The organism is Mycobacterium sp. E3298 (assembly GCF_001666895.1).
GTDB lineage: Bacteria > Actinomycetota > Actinomycetes > Mycobacteriales > Mycobacteriaceae > Mycobacterium.
This window is the reverse complement of sequence record NZ_LZJB01000606.1, coordinates 1-16,894: the sequence shown is the minus strand read 5'-3', so window position 1 is coordinate 16,894 and position 16,894 is coordinate 1. Positions and strand designations below refer to the sequence as shown.

The window sequence follows — 16,894 nt, the reverse complement described above, 5'->3', positions numbered from 1 at the left end:
GGTCCAAGGGTAATGGGTCGCCCTCATTCGGCGAGCAGACGCACAATCGCACTATCGGCCGCCTTCGGATGCGATTCTGCGTCTGCTCGGCGGCCCAAGTAACCTGGCCGCCGTGACTGGAGCTGTGGGCGTCGGACTGGCGACGCTGGCCGCCGACGGATCGATCCTCGACACGTGGTTTCCCGCACCGGAACTGACCGAATCGGGCACCGGCGGCACGTCTCGGCTGGCGTTGTCGGACATCCCGCCGGAGCTGGTGGCGCTGGTCGGCCGGGACGACGACCGCGGCACCGAGACCGTCGCGGTGCGGACGGTCATCGGCTCGCTCGACGACGTGGCCGCCGACGCCTACGACGCCTACCTGCGGCTGCATCTGTTGTCGCACCGGTTGGTGACGCCGCACGGGCTGAACGCCGGCGGGCTGTTCGGGGTATTGACCAATGTCGTGTGGACTAACCGCGGTCCGTGTGCGGTCGACGGGTTCGAGGCCGTCCGGGCGCGGCTTCGCCGGCACGGGCCCGTGACCGTCTACGGCATCGACAAGTTCCCGCGGATGGTCGACTACGTCGTGCCGACCGGGGTGCGCATCGCCGACGCCGACCGGGTGCGCCTCGGCGCCCACCTGGCGCCCGGTACGACGGTGATGCACGAGGGCTTCGTCAACTACAACGCCGGCACCCTGGGCGCGTCGATGGTGGAGGGCCGCATCTCGGCCGGCGTGGTGGTGGGCGACGGTTCCGACATCGGCGGTGGGGCGTCCATCATGGGCACGCTGTCCGGCGGTGGTACCGAGGTCATCTCGATCGGCAAGCGGTGCCTGCTCGGCGCCAACGCGGGGCTGGGCATCTCGCTGGGCGACGACTGCGTCGTCGAAGCCGGCCTCTACGTGACCGCGGGCACCAAGGTCGCCACGCCCGACGGCCAGCTGCTGAAGGCCCTGGAGCTGTCCGGCGGCAACAACCTGCTGTTTCGGCGCAACTCGGTCAGCGGGGCCGTCGAGGTGGTGGCCCGCGGCGGTCAGGGCATCGCCCTCAACGAGGACCTGCACGCCAACTGAGCGCGGCTAGACGTCCGCGGCGACCTTCTCCGCGGCGGGGACGGCGCCCAGCGTCGTTCCCCTGGTTTCGGGCAGCAGATAGACGGACGCGAAACTGGCCACCACAAGCGTGGCCATCATGAGCCCGATCGCCCAGCTGCCGTAGGTCGCCAGCAGGGTGCCGGCCATCAGCGGCGGCACGGCCGCCCCGAGGACGCCGGCCAGGTTCATCGCCACCGCCGCGCCGCTGTAGCGGTAGCGGGTGGCGAACAGTTCGGGCACGAACGCCGCCGTGGGACCGTTGGCCACCGCCGCCGCGCCGAACATGCCGACGATGGCGACGACGTACAACACCGGCCTGCGGGTGTCCAGCAGCGGGACGACCGCGAACGCCCACGGCAGGCACGCCACCAGCCCGCACAGCATCACCCGACGCCGCCCGACCCGGTCGGAGATCCACGCCGAGAACGCGACGAACACCATGCTGGTGAGCCCGCCCAGCGCGCCGACGCCCCAGATGAAGCTCCGCGAGTAGCCCAGCTGGTTGTGGGCGTACATGACGAGGAAGGTGTTGCCCAGGTAGACGAAGCCCATGCCGCCCAGGAAGCTGCCCGCGACGAGGACGATCTCCCGCCGCTGTAACCGCAGCAGCTCCGCGAGCGGCGCCTTGGGTATCAGGTCGCGGGCCTTCTCCTCGACGAAGAGCGGAGTCTCTTCAATGTTCAGCCGCACGTACAACGCGATGCCGATCAGCCCGCTGCTGATCAGGAACGGGACCCGCCATCCCCACGCCATGAACGCCGGGCTGTTCTCCCCCATGGTGACGTTGACGGCCAGAAACGTCAGGCTGGCGAGGATTCCGGCGGTGCCGCCGCCGAGCAGGGTGAACATGCCGTACCAGCCGCGCTTGCCGGTCGGGGCGTACTCGGCGCTCAGCAGGACCGATCCCGCCCACTCGCCGCCGACCGCGAACCCCTGCAACAGCCGCAACACGATCAGGATCAGCGGCGCCGCGATGCCGATCGACGCCGTGCTGGGGACCATACCGACGCTCACCGTCGAGGCGCCCATGATCAGCAGCGTGGCCACCAGCGTCTTCTTGCGGCCGAGCCGGTCCCCGAAGTAGCCGAAGACGGCCGCCCCCAGCGGGCGGGACAGGAACGCCGTTGCGAACGTCGCCATGGCGGCGACGGTGGCCAGCGTCGGACCGAGCGCCGGGAAGAACACCGTGGGAAACACCAGCGCCGCCGCGGTCCCGTAGATCAGGAAGTCGTAGAACTCGATGGCCGAGCCGACGAGGCAGGCGGCGGCAATCCGCCGCATGGGGGTGGTGGGCCGGTGCACGGTTACGACGGTAGGTGAAGCTTGCCGGTCACGCTCGGCGCTGAAGCTGGCAACTTGCTGCGTGTCAGCCGTCGGCCAGCAGCTGTTTTTTCAGTACCTTGCCCATCGCGTTGCGGGGCAGCGCGTCCACCAGGCGCACCTCGCGTGGCCGCTTGTGCACGGAAAGCTCTTGGGCGACGTGGTTGATCAGGTCGTCGGCGTCCAGACCCTCCGCGCCGACGATGAACGCGACGATCCGCTGGCCCAGGTCTTGGTCCGGCATTCCGACGACCGCGGCCTCGCGCACCCCGGGATGGCCGAGCAGCGCCGTTTCGATCTCACCGGCACCGATCCGGTAGCCGCCGGACTTGATCAGGTCCACCGACTCGCGGCCCACGATGCGGTGCATGCCGCCGCCGTCGATGACGGCCACGTCACCGGTGCGGTACCAGCCGTCGGCGTCGAACGCCTCGGCGGTGGCCTCCGGCCGGTTCAGGTAGCCGTCGAACATCATTGGGCCCCGAACCTCAAGGCGCCCAACGGTTTCCCCGTCGTGCGGCACCGGGGCGTCATTCTCGTCGAGCAGTCTGGTCTGCACGCCGGTGAGCGGCAGACCCACCCAGCCGGCGCGTCGCTCGCCGTCCGCGCGGGTGGACAGCGTGATCAGCGATTCGGATGCTCCGTAGCGTTCGACCGGCTCATGCCCGGTCAGCCCGGCCAGCCGGTCGAACACCGGCACCGGCAGCGGTGCGCTCCCGGACACCAGCAGCCGCGCCGGGCGCAGCGCCCGGGCGGCGGCCTCGTCTCCGGCCACCCGCGACCACACCGTGGGCACCCCGAAAAACAGCGTGCCGCCCACGTCCGAACAGGCCTGCGCGTAATTCGCCGGTGTCGGTTTTCCGGTGTGCACGAAGCGGTTTCCCATCCGCAGCGACCCGAGCAACCCCAGTACCAGCCCGTGCACGTGAAACAACGGCAGGCCGTGCACCAGCACGTCGTCCGGTGTCCACTGCCAGGCCTCCGCCAGGGCGTCGAGGTCGGCGGCGATCGCGCGCCGGCTCAACACCACGCCCTTGGGCAGCCCGGTGGTCCCGGAGGTGTAGATGATCATCGCGGTGGCGTCGGGCGACGGCTCGGGGTAGCGGTGCCAGGACCGGGCGTGCAGCCGCACCGGGATGTGCGGCAGCCCCTCCGACTCGTCGGGGACGGGGCCGAGCCAGGCCCGCACCCCGGAATCGGTGAGCATGTGGCGGCGCTCGGACGCGCCGACGTCGGCGGGCACCGGGACGAACGGCACGCCGGCGATCAGGCAGCCGGTGACCGCCAGCACCGTCGACGCGGTCGGCGTGGCCAGGATCGCGACCCGCTGTGCCCCGGCGACCCGCTCGGCCACCGAGGTGGCGGCGCCGACCAGGTCGCTGCGGCTCAGCACGGCGCCGTCGATGCGCACCGCGTCGGCGATGTCGGTGGCGTTGACCGCCGCGGGATTCAGGGACGCCAGCAGCACTTCAGCAGGCTACCCGGCGGCGGGGAGGGTCAGCCTTGCTCGTCCCAGATCTTGGTCAGGGTGGACAGGATCTCCTCGCCGCGGCCCAGGCCGCCGAGGTGGCTCTCGCCCGGCAGCACGATCAGCTCGCAGTCGGGCAGCAGGGACACCACGTGCTCGCCGTGCGCGAACGGCACGATGTGGTCGCTGTCGCCGTGCCACCAGCGGACCGGGACCTTGACCTCGTCGAGCCGGAATCCCCAGTCCTGGGTGAACAGGATGATGTCGTTGAACGGGGCCGCCAGTTGCTTGCGGCTGCCGTTGAGCAGGTCGTCGAGGAACATGGCGCCGAACTCCGGCCGGGTCAACAGGCGCCGGTCGCCCTCGGGCGATATCGCGGCGTAGAGCAGCAGCCCGGGGTTCGCGACCGGGCGGATCATCCGGATGACCAGACTCGCGCCGATCCGCAGGGGATCGCCGCCCAGCTTCAGCAGGGGCGCCATCCGCTTGCCCAGGTTCATCAGCCCGCTGGTGATGCCCTCGTCGCCGAGGAAGGGCGCGACGCCGCCGAGGATGCCGGCCGCCACGACGCGATCGGAGAGCACGGCGGCGGCCGCCAGCGCGTAGGGGCCGCCGCCGGACAGGCCGATGACGGCCATCTTGTCGATGCCCAGCGTGTCGGCGATGGTGCCCAGGTCGTCGGCGAAGGCCCGGATATTCGGATAGCGGTGGGGCGTCGAGGAGCCGGTTCCGGGACGGTCCAAGCCGATCAGGCGGATGTGATGGTTCTCGGCGTAGACGCGCGCCTCTACCGGGATCTGCCGGCGGGCGCCGGGCGTTCCGTGGAACCAGAACATCGCGCGCCCCTGCGGGTCGCCGAATTCGGCGAAGCCGATCTGGCGGTCCTCCCCGACGGCAATGTTTCCTTCGAGCTTCGGGCGGGCGATCTCGATGACCATGCCAGCAGCCTCGCATGTGACGGGCCGTTTACGAAATGCTCACGGCTCCGGCGTTGAGCGGCAGCTCACCGATGACCCGTTCGGCCAAGGACAGGCCTAGGCCGGCCCGACCTCCTCGGTGGCGAGTGCGACGACGTGGATCCCCGCGAGCGGCTCCGTCACGCCGGAACTCCGATGGCCTTCACCTCCATGTACTGATGCAAGCCGCTGATCCCGCCGCTCTCCCGGCCGAACCCGCTCAGTTTGAAGCCGCCGAACGGCGCGTCGCCCGGCCCGATGCCGTTCACCGCGACCTGGCCCGTGCGCATGCGCCGGGCGATCGCCACAGCCCGGTCGACGTCGGCGCCCCATACGGCGCCGGACAGCCCGTAGCACGAGTTGTTCGCGATCGCGACGGCGTCGTCGTCATCGCGGTAGCGCAGCACCGAGAGCACGGGGCCGAACACTTCCTCCTGCGCGATCGTCGAATCCGGTTGCACGCCGGTGAGAATCGTCGGTTCGAAGTAGTAGCCGACGTCCAGGCCGACCGGGCGACCGCCGCCGGTGGCCAGCGTCGCGCCGTCGCGGACCGCGCCGTCGACGTGCGCCTGCACCCGGTCGCGTTGCGCCGCGCTGATCAGCGGGCCCATTTGCACCGTCGGGTCGGTGGGGTCGCCTACCTTGACGTCGCGGGCCAGCGCGACGAGCCGATCGACGACGTCGTCGTGCAGCGAATCGGGAAGCAGCAGCCGGCTGTGCAGGATGCAGGCCTGCCCGGCATGCAACGAGCAGCAGTCGAACAGCATCTGCCGCAGCATGTCGTCGGTCACCTGCGTGTCGTCGAGGATGATGCTGGCCGACTTCCCGCCGCACTCCAGCAACAGCCGCTTCATGGCGTCGCCCGCCGACCGCATGACTTCGCAACCAACGGCGGAACTGCCGGTGAAGCTGATCATGTCGATGCGCGGATCCGTCGTGAGCAGCTTGGCGGCCTCGAGGCCCGACGGCGTGACGACATTGACCACGCCGGGCGGGATGTCGGTCTCCTCGTCGATGATGCGCGCGAGCGCGAGCCCGGCCAGCGGCGTCAGCGGTGAGGGTTTGAGCACGACGGTGTTGCCCGCGGCCAGCGCGTTGTTCACCTTCATGACGTTGAGGCAGTGCGGGAAGTTCCACGGCGTCAGGATCGAGACGACGCCGAGCGGCTCGTGGCGCAGCAACGTCGTTCCGGCGCCGATCCCGGTGACCGGCTGGTCGATCAGCTTGGTGGCGAGCTGGGCGGCATGCATGGACATGTAGCCGGCGCCGTCGATCTGCATCATCCGCTCGTTTGTGACGCAGCCCCATTCGACCTGGGACAGCGCGAAGATCTCGTCGGCGTGCTTGAGCAGGGCCTCACCCAGCTGGTTCAGGCAGCCGGCCCGCTGATCCGGATCCCTTGTGCCCCAGGGCCCGTCGTCGAAGGCCCGGCGGGCTGCGCCGATGGCCGCGCCGACCTGGGCGACGCTCGCGTCGGGGGCGGTGCCGACGGGTTGTTCGGTGGCCGGGTTGATGTCGTCGTAGCGGCCGCCCTCCGGCTCGACCCATCTGCCGTCGATGTAGAGCTGATAGGTGTCGACAAGGGATCGCTGAGTCTGTAGCTCGGTCATGCGCTTCCTCACCCGAACGTCGGTCATCTAACCACTTGGTGTACACCCGCGCTCCCGTGCGGTCAATCATCAACCACGCGAATTGCACACCGTTTTCGCGCTTCGTATCGGTGTTGACAGGGACGGCGCGCCGGGGTAAACACAAGGCCGCAAGACACATCACCCCAATGTGTCGGAATGGTTATTCCGGGAGGCCGCCGTGCGGACCGCTTTTCCACCGCGATTCCTTCCCTTCCCGACGCGCAATCCTTCCCAGGTGTCGCGGGAGCCGCGACGGGCGCCGGTCTACTTGGATGACGTCATCTGAACTTTCGTTCTCGTGGCCTTCGCGCCAAAGGAAAACTAGGAGGACAGCCACAAGTGACCGACTCAGACACCGTCAGCGCCAAGGTCAAGGCCCTGGTCGGTCAACCGACCGGCGGCACCGGAAAGCCCTCGCTGGCCCCAGATCCGGTCAACCAGCCGATGATCCGGCACTGGGCGTACGCGATGGCCGACATGAATCCCGTCTACCTCGACCCGGAGTTCGCCGAGAGATCGCGGTTCGGAGGCATCGTGTCGCCGCCGGTGATGCTGCAGACCTGGACCATGCCGTCACCGCTCCTGGAGGGCATCGGCGAGCGCGGTGGCGCTCCCGTCGAAATCAAAGGCAACCCAACGGCGTTCCTGGACGAGGCCGGTTACACCAGCACCGTGGCGACCAACTCGGAGTTCGAGATCGAGCGTTACCCGCGCCTGGGCGACATCATCAGCGCGACGACGGTGTACGAATCGGTCTCCGAGGAGAAGAAGACGGCGCTGGGCACCGGCTTCTTTTTGACCTGGCTGACGACCTACACCGACCAGAACGGAGAAGTTCTGGGAAGGCAGCGATTCCGGGTGCTGCGATTCAGGCCGGAGCGCTGATGGCGACCCGACTTGCGCCGGCCATCACCAAGGACACCGAGTTCTTCTGGAACGGGTTGCGGGACAACAAGCTGCTGATCCAGCGCTGCGGCGGATGCGGACAGCTGCGCCACCCGCCCCGCCCGATGTGCCCCCACTGCCGTTCCCTGGACTGGGACACCGTCGAGTCGTCGGGGCGCGGCACCGTCTACAGCTACGTGATGCCGCACGAACCGAAGTTCCCGTTCTTCGACTATCCCTACGTCGTCGTGCTGGTGGAACTCGAAGAGGGCGTGCGGCTGGTATCCAACCTGACCGGCATCGACCCGGCCGACGTGAGAACGGGGATGCCGGTCGAGGTGTGTTACCAAAGTTTCGACGGTCCTGGCTCCGAAGACTTGGTGCTGCACCAGTTCCGGCCGGTTGGGTAGGCGGGGGCATGGACTTCACCTTCACCGAAGAGCCTGAGACCGAATCCTGGGCCGCGGAGGCCGGCGCGCGCGTCGCCGCGACCGCTCGGCACGTCCACGGCGGCATCGGCGCGACGTATTCGGAAGGACTTTCATGACGACCACCGCGAGCCGCACCACCACCCTGCGCTGGGCGGACATCTCCATCGGCGACGAGGTCACCCCGCTCGAAGTCCCGATCACCACAACGATGATCGTCGCCGGGGCGATCGCGACCCGCGACTTCATGCCCGTGCACCACGACCGCGACTACGCCAACAAGCAGGGTTCGCCCAACCTGTTCATGAACATCCTGACCACCAACGGCTACTGCGTCCGGTTCCTCACCGACTGGGCCGGACCCGAAACGATGGTCAAGAAGCTGTCGATACGCCTTGGCGTGCCGTGCTTTCCGGACGACCCGCTGCGCTTCACCGGCAGTGTCACCGGGAAGACCGAGGGCACCGGTGGTGAGAACTTCGTCGAGGTGACGTTCAAGGGTTCGAACAGCCTGGGTGACCACGTCTCGGGCACCGCGGTCCTCAGCCTGCTCGACGAGGCGGGCGCATGAGCGGCTCGCTGCCGGGCGCCGCCGCCATCGTCGGGATCGGCCAGACCGAATTCTCCAAGGAGTCCGGCCGCAGCGAACTGCAATTGGCTTGCGAGGCGGTGAGCGCCGCACTCGACGACGCCGGACTGGCACCCAGCGACGTCGACGGCATGGTCACCTTCACCATGGATTCCAGCGATGAGATCGAGATCGCGCGCAACGTCGGCATCGGTGACCTGAGCTTCTTCTCCCGCGTGCACCACGGCGGCGGGGCCGCGGCCGGTACCGTCGTGCACGCCGCGATGGCCGTCGCGACGGGCGTCGCCGACGTGGTGGTGTGCTGGCGCGCCTTCAACGAACGCTCCGGCATGCGGTTCGGCGGCAGCGGGCGCACCGACCTCGGAACCCCTTTGTTCATGGCGCATTACGCGCCCTTTGGCTTGCTCACCCCCGCCGCGTGGGTCGCGATGCACGCCCAGCGTTACATGTCGACCTACGGCGTCACGAACGAGCTCTTCGGCCGCATCGCGGTCGTGGACCGCACACACGCGGCCCGCAATCCCGACGCCTGGTTCTACCAGCGCCCGATCACACTGGAAGACCACCAGAATTCGCGTTGGATCGTCGAACCCGTGCTGCGGCTGCTGGATTGCTGCCAGGAGAGCGACGGCGGGGTCGCGCTCGTGGTCACCAGCGCCGAACGCGCGCGCGACCTCCGGCAGCCGCCGGCAATCATCACCGCGGCCGCCCAGGGGGCGGCCGCCAACGGCGAGATGATGACCAGTTACTACCGCGACGACATCACCGGCCTGCCCGAAATGGGTGTGGTCGCCCAGCGGCTGTGGCGCGACTCGGGCCTCAAGCCGCAGGACATCCAAACCGCCTTCATCTACGACCATTTCACGCCGTTCGTGTTCACCCAGCTGGAGGAACTCGGATTCTGCGGGCGCGGCGAGGCGAAGGACTTCGCCACCGTCGAGCGGCTCTCGCTGGGCGGAGAGTTCCCGATCAACACCAACGGCGGACTGCTCGGCGAGGCCTACATCCACGGCATGAACGGCATCACCGAGGGGGTGCGCCAGGTGCGCGGCACGTCCTACAACCAGGTCGACAACGTCGAGCACGTCCTGGTCACGTCGGGCACCGGGGTGCCCACCAGCGGTTTGATCCTCGCGCCCTCGGATTAGAGGATGTCGTGATGACGGAAGCGGCACAGGCCATCGAAACCCGCGAGCTGATCGTGGAATCCGCGTACGCCTGTTTCGGCAAACAGGGACTGCAGAAGGCGACGATAGTAGACATCGCCAGGACGGCAGGCGTTTCCCGCAGCACCATCTACGAGTACTTCAGCGACAAGGCCGCGATCATCGAGGCGTGCGCCGAACACGCCTCCGAGCGGTTCTATCGGGAGATGTCAAAGGCCATGGACCGGGGCGGTTCACTCGAGGAAAAGCTCAGCCAGGCAGCGGTTTTCGTAACCCAGGCGCGGCGGTCCATCGCGTCCGAGAAGTACTTCGACGAGGACGCGGTCAGCCTGTTGCTGACCAAGGACGCGGCCGTGCTGCTGCGTGAGTGCGTCGACTTCTTCGCGCCCTACCTGTCGGCCGCGCGGCTCACCGGCGAGGTGCGCAAGGACCTCGACGTCGAGGCCGCCGCGGAATGGTTTGCGCGCATCCTCTTCTCGCTCTTCAGCACGCCGTCCTCGATGCGCGACATGGACGATCCCGAGGTGGCGGCCGAGTTCGTGCGCGCGCACGTGGTGCGTGGCTTCGCGGGCGACCGGCCGCGGCCGCGCCGCGGCTAGCGGCTCCCCAGCTTTGAGCTGTGCGTCCGGGGCGGTGACTGTCGGCGTTTCGCCACCCTGGCGACATCAACGACGCTGTTGCGGCCACACGGTTTCCGCGGCATGAACCGGTCGCCCATGGCCGGGCAAGAGATGCGCAACCGGCAACTCTTCCAAGCGCTTTCGCGTGGCGGCGGCGCTGACCGCGTCGACGATTTCCGGCGTGTGCCAAACCTTGCCGCGCACGGTCAGCACAGCGTCACCCGAGAGCAGCGTGCGCGTCGTCGGGTTCCACAGCGCGATGCTGTCGTCGGTGTGACCGCCCGCGTTGATGACGGTCCACTCTGGCGCGCCGGGCAGCGACTGGCCGTCGGTCAGTCCGCCGCGGGGCGATGCTCCCGTCCAGCGCATGCCGGCCGGGGTGCCGTACCCCGCCAGCCGGGCGCCGCCCAGGAACCCGCTGAAGCCGACGCGATCGAGCGGCTGATCGATCAGGGTGGGCCAGATGCTCGCGGCCCGGCCGAGAGTCGGCGTGCGCGGCTTCGCCCCGTCGAGATAGGTAAGCGTGCGGGCGGGCAACCAGATGGGGGCGGGATAGCGGGCGGCCAGTTCGGCGGCGCCGGCGACGTGGTCGCTGTGTCCATGCGTCGCCACCACGGCGTGCACCGTGCCGCCGAGCCGGTTCAGCATCCCCGCCAGATCGCCGGCGACCCGGGGCAATCCGGCGTCGACCACCACCGCGCCGTCGCCGCCGTGCAGGACGTAGCAGTTGAAGACCCAGCGCGAGACCCGGGTGATACCGAGATCGGGCATCTCCTCGATGACCAGGCTCATGGCCGAAAGGCTACGCCCGTTGGTGCGCTGCGGGCTTTTACCGTGCGGTCAGGGCGGCGACCGTCGGCGTGTCGTCACCCGGCCGACACGGTCGAAACCCTCGACGCGCACTCAGTGCCCGCGCTGCGCCAGAGCCCGCAGAAAGAACGTCAGGTTGGCGGGCCGCTCGGCCAGCCGGCGCATGAAGTAGCCGTACCACTGGGTGCCGAACGGCACGTACACGCGGACCTGGTTTCCCGCTTCCGAAAGGCGGCGCTGCTCGAGATCACGGATGCCGTACAGCATCTGATGCTCGAAATCGGCTGCGGAGCGGCCCGCTTCGCGCGCCAGCGCGGGCACCGCCTCGATGATGGCCGGGTCGTGGCTGGCCACCATCGGGTAGCCCGAGCCGGCCATCAACACCCGCAGGCAGCGCAGGTAGGCCTCCATCACGGCGGCGGAGTCGCGATGGGCGACCGCCGCCGGTTCGTCGTAGGCGCCCTTGCACAACCGAATCCGGGCTCCCGTCGCCGCAAATTCGGCACAGTCGGCGAGGGTGCGCCGCAGGTAGGCCTGCAAAGCCAGGCCCAGCCAGGGAAAGTCGAGCCGCAGATCGCGCACGATCGACAGCGTCGAATCCGTCGTGGTGTGGTCTTCGGCGTCCACCGTGACCCACACGCCGGCCCGCCGCGCCGCCTCGCAAATCGCGTAGGCGTTCTCCCGGGCGACCTTCTCACCGTCGCGCCCCAGCGCCTGCCCCAGCGCCGACAACTTCAGCGACACCTCGAGCGGCCGAACGGGTCCGCCGTCGTGTAACCGGGCCAGGTGGTCGATCAGATCGAGGTAGACCCGCACCGCCGCGTCGGCGTCGGCCGCGTCGGTGACGTCTTCACCCAGATAGTCGATGCTGACCAAGCGGCCCGAAGCGCGAAGCGCCGCAACGCTGTCCAGTGCGCTCCCGATCGTCTCGCCGGGCACGAAGCGATGCACCACGCGGCGGGTCACCGGCAGCCCTTCGGCGGCGCGCCGCAATCCCGATCGCCGGCTGGCGGCCATGATCGCCGGCCGCAGCGTGCTGGCGAACAGCCCCGGCATCAGTCGGCCGCCATGTGCGGATACGTGTGCTGGGTCGCCGGGACGAACGTCTCCTTGAGGGTGCGGGCCGAGGTCCACCGCAGCAGGTTCAGCACCGACCCGGCCTTGTCGTTGGTGCCCGAACCGCGCGAGCCGCCGAACGGCTGGCGCCCGACGACCGCGCCCGTGGGCTTGTCGTTGACGTAGAAGTTTCCGGCGGCGAAGCGCAGGCGCTCCTGCGCGGTCAGCACGGCGTCGCGGTCGTCGGCGATGACCGCACCGGTCAGCGCGTACCGCGAGCCGGTGTCGATGACATCGAGGATTCGTTCGTAGTCGTCGTCGGGGTATACGTGCAGCGACAGCAGCGGACCGAAGTACTCGGTGGCGAACGACTCGTCGGTGGGGTCGTCGGAGAGCAGCACCGTGGGGCGCACGAAATAGCCGACGCTGTCGTCGTATTCGCCGCCCACCGCGATGGTGACGTGGGCGGCGCTCTTCGCCCGCTCGATGGCGTCGACGTTCTTGCTGAACGCCCGCCGGTCGATCAGTGCGCCGCCGTAGTTGGTCAGGTCGGTGATGTCGCCGTAGCGCAGCGCGGCCGACTCGCCCAGGAATTCGTCGCCCATCCGCCGCCAGACCGAATGCGGGACGAACGCCCGCGACGCCGCCGAGCATTTCTGCCCCTGGTAGTCGAACGCACCGCGAATCAGCGCGGTGCGCAACACATCCGGCCGCGCCGAGGGGTGCGCCACCACGAAATCCTTGCCGCCGGTCTCGCCCACCAGTCGCGGATAGCTGTGGTAGCGGCCGATGTTGGCGCCCACTTGCTGCCACAGGTGCTGGAAGGTGGCCGTCGAACCGGTGAAGTGGATGCCGGCCAGCCGCGGGTCGGCCAGCGCGACCTCGGAGACCGCGAAGCCGTCACCGGCGACGAGGTTGATCACGCCGGGCGGCAACCCGGCCGCCTCGAGCAGCCGCATGGTCAGATAGGCCGACAGCGTCTGGGTGATCGACGGCTTCCACACCACCGTGTTGCCCATCAGCGCCGGCGCGGTCGGCAGGTTGCCGGCGATCGAGGTGAAATTGAACGGCGTGATGGCATAGACGAAGCCGTCCAGCGGGCGATAGTCGCTGCGGTTCCATTCCCCGGGTCCGCTGATCGGCTGCTGCGCCAGGATCCGGCGCGCGAAGGCCACGTTGAAGCGCCAGAAGTCGATCTGCTCGCAGGGCGAGTCGATTTCGGCCTGGTAGGCGGATTTCGACTGGCCGAGCATCGTCGCCGCGGCGATCTTCTCCCGCCACGGCCCGGCCAGCAGATCGGCGGCCCGCAAGAACACGGCCGCGCGCTCGTCGAAAGGCATTGCCGCCCAAGTGTGCTTGGCGGCGGTGGCGGCGTCGATCGCCGCTACCGCCTCGGCGTGGCCGGCGTTCGTCAGGGTGCCCAACCTGGCGGAATGACGATGTGGCGCAACGACGTCGACGCGGTCACCGTCGCCCATCCGGTGTCTGCCGCCGATGACGTGCGGGAGGTCGATGGGCTGGTCGGCGAGCGCGGCCAATTCGCCGCGCAACCGGCCGCGTTCGGGCGAGTTCGGCGCATAGTCATGGACCGGCTCGTTGGCCGGCAACGGCACCTCGGTGATCGCGTCCATGTTGCCAGGATCCTCGCCGTGCCGACTCCCCGAGTTAGCCGATCGGACAAGATAGTGCCGTTGCGGTAGTACGATCGGACAATGGCGGGTGTGGGTCTGGGGCAGCTGCTGCTGGCGCTGGACGCGACCCTGGTCAGCCTGGTGGAGGCGCCGCGGGGCTTGGACCTTGCGGTCGGCTCGGCGGCGCTGATCGACAGCGACGACGTGCGGCTGGGGTTGGCGGCGGCCGCGGGCTCGGCCGACGTGTTCTTCCTGCTGGGGGTCGCCGACGACGAGGCGCTGCGGTGGATCGCCAAGCAGGCGCGCGAGCGCGTTCCGGCGGCGATCTTCGCGAAGGAGCCGTCGACCGCGTTGGTGAGCGCGGCGGTCGGGGCGGGGGCGGCGGTGGTGGCCGTCGAGCCGCGGGCGCGCTGGGAGCGGCTCTATCAGTTGGTCAATCACGTGCTGGCGCACCACGGCGACCGCGCGGACGCGGCGGAGGACTCGGGCACCGACCTGTTCGGCTTGGCGCAGTCGCTGGCCGACCGCATCCACGGCATGGTCAGCATCGAGAATGCCCAGTCGCACGTGTTGGCGTATTCGGCCTCCAACGACGAAGCCGACGAGCTGCGCCGGCTGTCCATCCTGGGCAGGGCGGGGCCGCCCGAGCATCTCGAATGGATCGGCCAGTGGGGCATTTTCGACGCGCTGCGAGCCGGCGACGGGGTGGTCCGAGTGGCCGAGCGCCCGGAGTTGGGTCTGCGCCCCCGGCTTGCCGTCGGGATCTACCAACCCGACGCGCGGCGGCCGCCGGAGTTCGCCGGCACCATCTGGGTGCAGCAGGGCAGCCAACCCCTGGCCGACGACGCCGAGGAGATCTTGCGGGGCGCGGCGGTGCTGGCCGCGCGCATCATGGCGCGGTTGGCCGCCCGGCCGTCCACCCACGCGCGGCGGGTGCAGCAGCTGTTGGGCCTGGTCGACGGCGAACCCGACGTGGATGCGGTCGCCCGCGAACTCGGCCTCGCCGCCGACGACACCGCGGCGCTGATCGGCTGGGACGCCGGGGACGACATACCGCGGCAGGTCCGGCTCGCCGACGTGATGGCGCTGAGCGCCAGCGCTTTTCGCCAGGACGCCCAGGTGGCCTCTCGCGGGTCGCGCATCTACGTCCTGCTGCCCCAGACACAGGCCCGCGCCGTGTCCTCGTGGGTGCGCGGCACCGTCGCGGCAATGCGCACGGAGCTCGGGGTGCAGCTGCGGGCCGCCATCGCCGCACCGGTCGCCGGCCTCGCCGGAATCGCCGGCGCGCGCGCCGAGCTGGACCGCGTGCTGGACAGCGCTGCGCGCCATCCTATTTCGATTCCGCAGGTGACGTCGCTGGCCGAGGCGCGCACCACCGTCCTGCTCGACGAGATCGTCACCCTGATCGGTCGCGAGCGGCGCCTGACCGACCCGCGGATCGTCGGCCTGCGGGCCGACGATCCCGTCCTGGCCGAGACGCTGCGCGTGTATCTGGACGGTTTCGGCGATATCGCGTCCGCCGCGCGGGAGTTGCGGGTGCACCCCAACACGGTTCGCTATCGCATCCGGCGTATCGAGAAGTTGTTGGACACATCGCTGGCCGATCCCGAGGCGCGGCTGCTGTTTTCGCTGGCACTGCGAGTAGCCGAAGGCGGCTGACGTGGTTTCGCCGAGGACTTTGCCGGGGTTTGCCAACCTGCGGTCGCGACCCATGCGACAATGTCACCCGTAAGGTGATGACGATGCAGGAAGCCGGTGCGAATCCGGCGCGGTCCCGCCACTGTCATCGGGGAGCGACCCTCAAGAGCCACGGCTGAAAAGCTGGAAGGCGAGGCGAGCGGCGATCCGAGAGCCAGGACACTCGCGTCATCGCGTCCTGCGACCCGGGGCGGTGCACCCCGAGAGAGCTGTCACTCACCATGTCCCGTCTCCAGGCATGGGTGGCCGTCGACGCCACCACCGATTCGGCGCCCCAGCGCCACGCTCACACCCGACCCGCCCGCATGATCTGCGCGGCAACGGCTTTGACCACTCCCCAAGGCGGCGGCCGATGACCGCCCCGATCTGGATGGCCTCCCCTCCCGAGGTGCACTCCGCGCTACTCAGCGGCGGACCCGGGCCGGGCCCGCTGCTGGCCGCCGCGGCGACCTGGAGCTCGCTGAGCGCCGAGTACGGCCAGGCCGCCGCCGAGCTGACCGCGCTACTGGGCGCGGTGCAGGCCGGGGCTTGGGACGGGCCGACCGCGGATGCCTACCTGGCCGCGCACACGCCGTATCTCGCGTGGCTGGCGCGCGCCGGCGCCGACGGCGCGGCCATGGCCGCCCAGCACCAAGCGGTGGCCGCCGCCTATTGCGCGGCGCTGGCCGCCATGCCGAGCCTGCCCGAGCTGGCCGCCAACCATGCCACCCACGCCGTGCTGGTGGCGACGAATTTCTTCGGCCTGAACACCGTCCCGATCGCGCTCAATGAGGCCGACTACGCCCGGATGTGGACACAGGCCGCCACCGTGATGAGCGTCTACGAGGGCACCGCCGCCGCTGCGGTAGCCGCCGCCCCGGAAACGACGCCGGCCCCCCAAGTCATGGCCGCCGACACGCCGGCGGCCGCTTCCTCCGTGTCGCCGCTGCCACCCGACCGGCAGAACGAGGTGCTCGACTGGCTGGAGCGGATCGGCTTCATCGACTTCTACAACAGGTTCATCCAGCCGTTCATCGATCTGCTGATGAACAACCCGTTCTTCAAAACGCTGTTCTCGGGGTTCGACCCGTGGCTGCCCGTCCTCGGCAATCCGCTGAGCTTCCTCAACCCGTTCAACATCGCGTTCGCCCTCGGCTATCCGATGGATTTCGGCTCGTACTTCGCCTATCTGGCGCAGACCTTCTCGTTCATCGCGGCCGACCTCGCCGCGGCGTTCGCTTCGGGCAATCCCGCGACCATCGCCTGGACCTTGTTGTTCACCGCCATCGAAGCCATCGGCACGATCATCACCGACACCATCGCGCTGATCAAGACGTTGCTCGAGCAGATGATCGTGCTGATCCCGGTCATCGTGCCGCTGCTGACCGCGTCGGTGATTCCGTTGGTGGTTCCCGCCCTGGCCGGTGGTCTCGCCGGCCTGACGGGTTTGGCTGGGCTGCATGCCATCCCGGTGCCTCCGGTCCTACCCACCCCGTCGTTCGTCCCGGCGGCGCTGGCACGCGAAACCTGGTTCGGGGCCTCGGCCGCCACGGGGACCTCGACGAGACCCGACCGCGCC

The 16,894-nt window shown here is 69.3% G+C and carries 16 protein-coding genes and 1 riboswitch; of the genes, 9 read left to right on the top strand and 7 right to left on the bottom strand.

The annotated features are described in order from the left end of the window. The first annotated feature begins 103 nt into the window (after window positions 1–103). Window positions 104–1,057 carry a 2,3,4,5-tetrahydropyridine-2,6-dicarboxylate N-succinyltransferase gene (gene dapD / locus A9X05_RS27815; protein ID WP_156675645.1) on the top strand — a complete coding sequence of 318 codons (954 nt, stop codon included), beginning with the start codon at window positions 104–106 and terminating at the stop codon, window positions 1,055–1,057. A gap of 6 nt (window positions 1,058–1,063) precedes the next feature. Here dapD and A9X05_RS27810 read toward each other — a convergent pair whose 3' ends face one another. The 4 genes from A9X05_RS27810 to A9X05_RS27795 all read right to left on the bottom strand — a co-directional run bounded on the left by A9X05_RS27810 (window position 1,064) and on the right by A9X05_RS27795 (window position 6,432). After that, window positions 1,064–2,359 carry an MFS transporter gene (locus A9X05_RS27810; RefSeq protein WP_067785464.1) on the bottom strand — a complete coding sequence of 432 codons (1,296 nt, stop codon included), beginning with the start codon at window positions 2,357–2,359 and terminating at the stop codon, window positions 1,064–1,066. Between the two features lie 85 nt (window positions 2,360–2,444). Then, a complete protein-coding gene (locus A9X05_RS27805; protein WP_067785461.1) occupies window positions 2,445–3,866 on the bottom strand; it encodes an acyl-CoA synthetase in 1,422 nt (473 codons plus the stop codon). 29 nt (window positions 3,867–3,895) lie between these two features. Beyond that, window positions 3,896–4,804: an alpha/beta fold hydrolase gene (locus tag A9X05_RS27800; protein ID WP_067760957.1), complete on the bottom strand. Its 909-nt coding sequence runs from the start codon at window positions 4,802–4,804 to the stop codon at window positions 3,896–3,898. Window positions 4,805–4,962: 158 nt separating this feature from the next. Next, the gene (locus tag A9X05_RS27795; RefSeq protein ID WP_067785488.1) at window positions 4,963–6,432 is read right to left on the bottom strand and encodes an aldehyde dehydrogenase family protein; all 1,470 of its coding nucleotides are present in this window, start codon (window positions 6,430–6,432) and stop codon (window positions 4,963–4,965) included. A gap of 360 nt (window positions 6,433–6,792) precedes the next feature. On the opposite strand from A9X05_RS27795, the gene A9X05_RS27790 reads away from it, so the two are divergent. Genes A9X05_RS27790 through A9X05_RS27770 form a run of 6 tightly spaced genes read left to right on the top strand, consistent with a single transcriptional unit; the run spans window position 6,793 to window position 10,120 of the window. Then, the gene (locus tag A9X05_RS27790; protein ID WP_067785458.1) at window positions 6,793–7,338 is read left to right on the top strand and encodes a MaoC family dehydratase N-terminal domain-containing protein; all 546 of its coding nucleotides are present in this window, start codon (window positions 6,793–6,795) and stop codon (window positions 7,336–7,338) included. Continuing rightward, complete coding sequence (locus A9X05_RS27785; RefSeq protein ID WP_067755730.1) at window positions 7,338–7,748, top strand: Zn-ribbon domain-containing OB-fold protein; 411 nt, start codon at window positions 7,338–7,340, stop codon at window positions 7,746–7,748. Before A9X05_RS27790 ends, A9X05_RS27785 begins: the two co-directional genes overlap by 1 nt. An 8-nt stretch (window positions 7,749–7,756) precedes the next feature. Next, entirely contained in the window at window positions 7,757–7,885 is a 129-nt protein-coding gene (locus tag A9X05_RS32565) for a hypothetical protein (protein ID WP_255369330.1), read from the top strand. After that, a complete protein-coding gene (locus A9X05_RS27780) occupies window positions 7,882–8,337 on the top strand; it encodes a MaoC family dehydratase (RefSeq protein WP_067755733.1) in 456 nt (151 codons plus the stop codon). Before A9X05_RS32565 ends, A9X05_RS27780 begins: the two co-directional genes overlap by 4 nt. After that, complete coding sequence (locus tag A9X05_RS27775) at window positions 8,334–9,503, top strand: lipid-transfer protein (RefSeq protein WP_067755736.1); 1,170 nt, start codon at window positions 8,334–8,336, stop codon at window positions 9,501–9,503. Before A9X05_RS27780 ends, A9X05_RS27775 begins: the two co-directional genes overlap by 4 nt. Before the next feature lie 8 nt (window positions 9,504–9,511). Then, complete coding sequence (locus A9X05_RS27770; protein WP_067755739.1) at window positions 9,512–10,120, top strand: TetR/AcrR family transcriptional regulator; 609 nt, start codon at window positions 9,512–9,514, stop codon at window positions 10,118–10,120. Window positions 10,121–10,186: 66 nt separating this feature from the next. Here the strand turns inward: A9X05_RS27770 and A9X05_RS27765 are convergent, their stop codons facing one another. The 3 genes from A9X05_RS27765 to pruA form a co-directional block, all read right to left on the bottom strand. After that, window positions 10,187–10,933, bottom strand: a complete 747-nt coding sequence (locus A9X05_RS27765; protein WP_067755742.1) for an MBL fold metallo-hydrolase — start codon at window positions 10,931–10,933, stop codon at window positions 10,187–10,189. Between the two features lie 111 nt (window positions 10,934–11,044). Further along, window positions 11,045–12,007: a proline dehydrogenase family protein gene (locus A9X05_RS27760; RefSeq protein WP_067755745.1), complete on the bottom strand. Its 963-nt coding sequence runs from the start codon at window positions 12,005–12,007 to the stop codon at window positions 11,045–11,047. After that, a complete protein-coding gene (pruA, locus tag A9X05_RS27755; RefSeq protein WP_067755748.1) occupies window positions 12,007–13,638 on the bottom strand; it encodes an L-glutamate gamma-semialdehyde dehydrogenase in 1,632 nt (543 codons plus the stop codon). Before pruA ends, A9X05_RS27760 begins: the two co-directional genes overlap by 1 nt. Before the next feature lie 81 nt (window positions 13,639–13,719). Here pruA and A9X05_RS27750 point away from each other — a divergent pair, with 81 nt between their 5' ends. Both A9X05_RS27750 and A9X05_RS27745 read left to right on the top strand, forming a co-directional pair. Continuing rightward, entirely contained in the window at window positions 13,720–15,297 is a 1,578-nt protein-coding gene (locus A9X05_RS27750) for a CdaR family transcriptional regulator (protein ID WP_067755751.1), read from the top strand. A 41-nt stretch (window positions 15,298–15,338) separates the two neighbouring features. Continuing rightward, window positions 15,339–15,521: riboswitch (cobalamin riboswitch) on the top strand. A gap of 167 nt (window positions 15,522–15,688) precedes the next feature. After that, the coding region (locus A9X05_RS27745) for a PPE family protein (protein WP_156737050.1) at window positions 15,689–16,894 on the top strand (1,206 nt) is incomplete at its 3' end.

Excerpts from the sequence above, each read along its gene's own strand:
- A9X05_RS27810 (WP_067785464.1), bottom strand. The coding sequence starts at position 2,359 with ATGCGGCGGATTGCCGCCGCCTGCCTCGTCGGCTCGGCCATCGAGTTC.
- A9X05_RS27800 (WP_067760957.1), bottom strand. The coding sequence starts at position 4,804 with ATGGTCATCGAGATCGCCCGCCCGAAGCTCGAAGGAAACATTGCCGTC.
- A9X05_RS27795 (WP_067785488.1), bottom strand. The coding sequence starts at position 6,432 with ATGACCGAGCTACAGACTCAGCGATCCCTTGTCGACACCTATCAGCTC.
- A9X05_RS27785 (WP_067755730.1), top strand. The coding sequence starts at position 7,338 with ATGGCGACCCGACTTGCGCCGGCCATCACCAAGGACACCGAGTTCTTC.
- A9X05_RS32565 (WP_255369330.1), top strand. The coding sequence starts at position 7,757 with ATGGACTTCACCTTCACCGAAGAGCCTGAGACCGAATCCTGGGCCGCG.
- A9X05_RS27780 (WP_067755733.1), top strand. The coding sequence starts at position 7,882 with ATGACGACCACCGCGAGCCGCACCACCACCCTGCGCTGGGCGGACATC.
- A9X05_RS27775 (WP_067755736.1), top strand. The coding sequence starts at position 8,334 with ATGAGCGGCTCGCTGCCGGGCGCCGCCGCCATCGTCGGGATCGGCCAG.
- A9X05_RS27765 (WP_067755742.1), bottom strand. The coding sequence starts at position 10,933 with ATGAGCCTGGTCATCGAGGAGATGCCCGATCTCGGTATCACCCGGGTC.
- A9X05_RS27760 (WP_067755745.1), bottom strand. The coding sequence starts at position 12,007 with ATGCCGGGGCTGTTCGCCAGCACGCTGCGGCCGGCGATCATGGCCGCC.
- pruA (WP_067755748.1), bottom strand. The coding sequence starts at position 13,638 with ATGGACGCGATCACCGAGGTGCCGTTGCCGGCCAACGAGCCGGTCCAT.
- A9X05_RS27750 (WP_067755751.1), top strand. The coding sequence starts at position 13,720 with ATGGCGGGTGTGGGTCTGGGGCAGCTGCTGCTGGCGCTGGACGCGACC.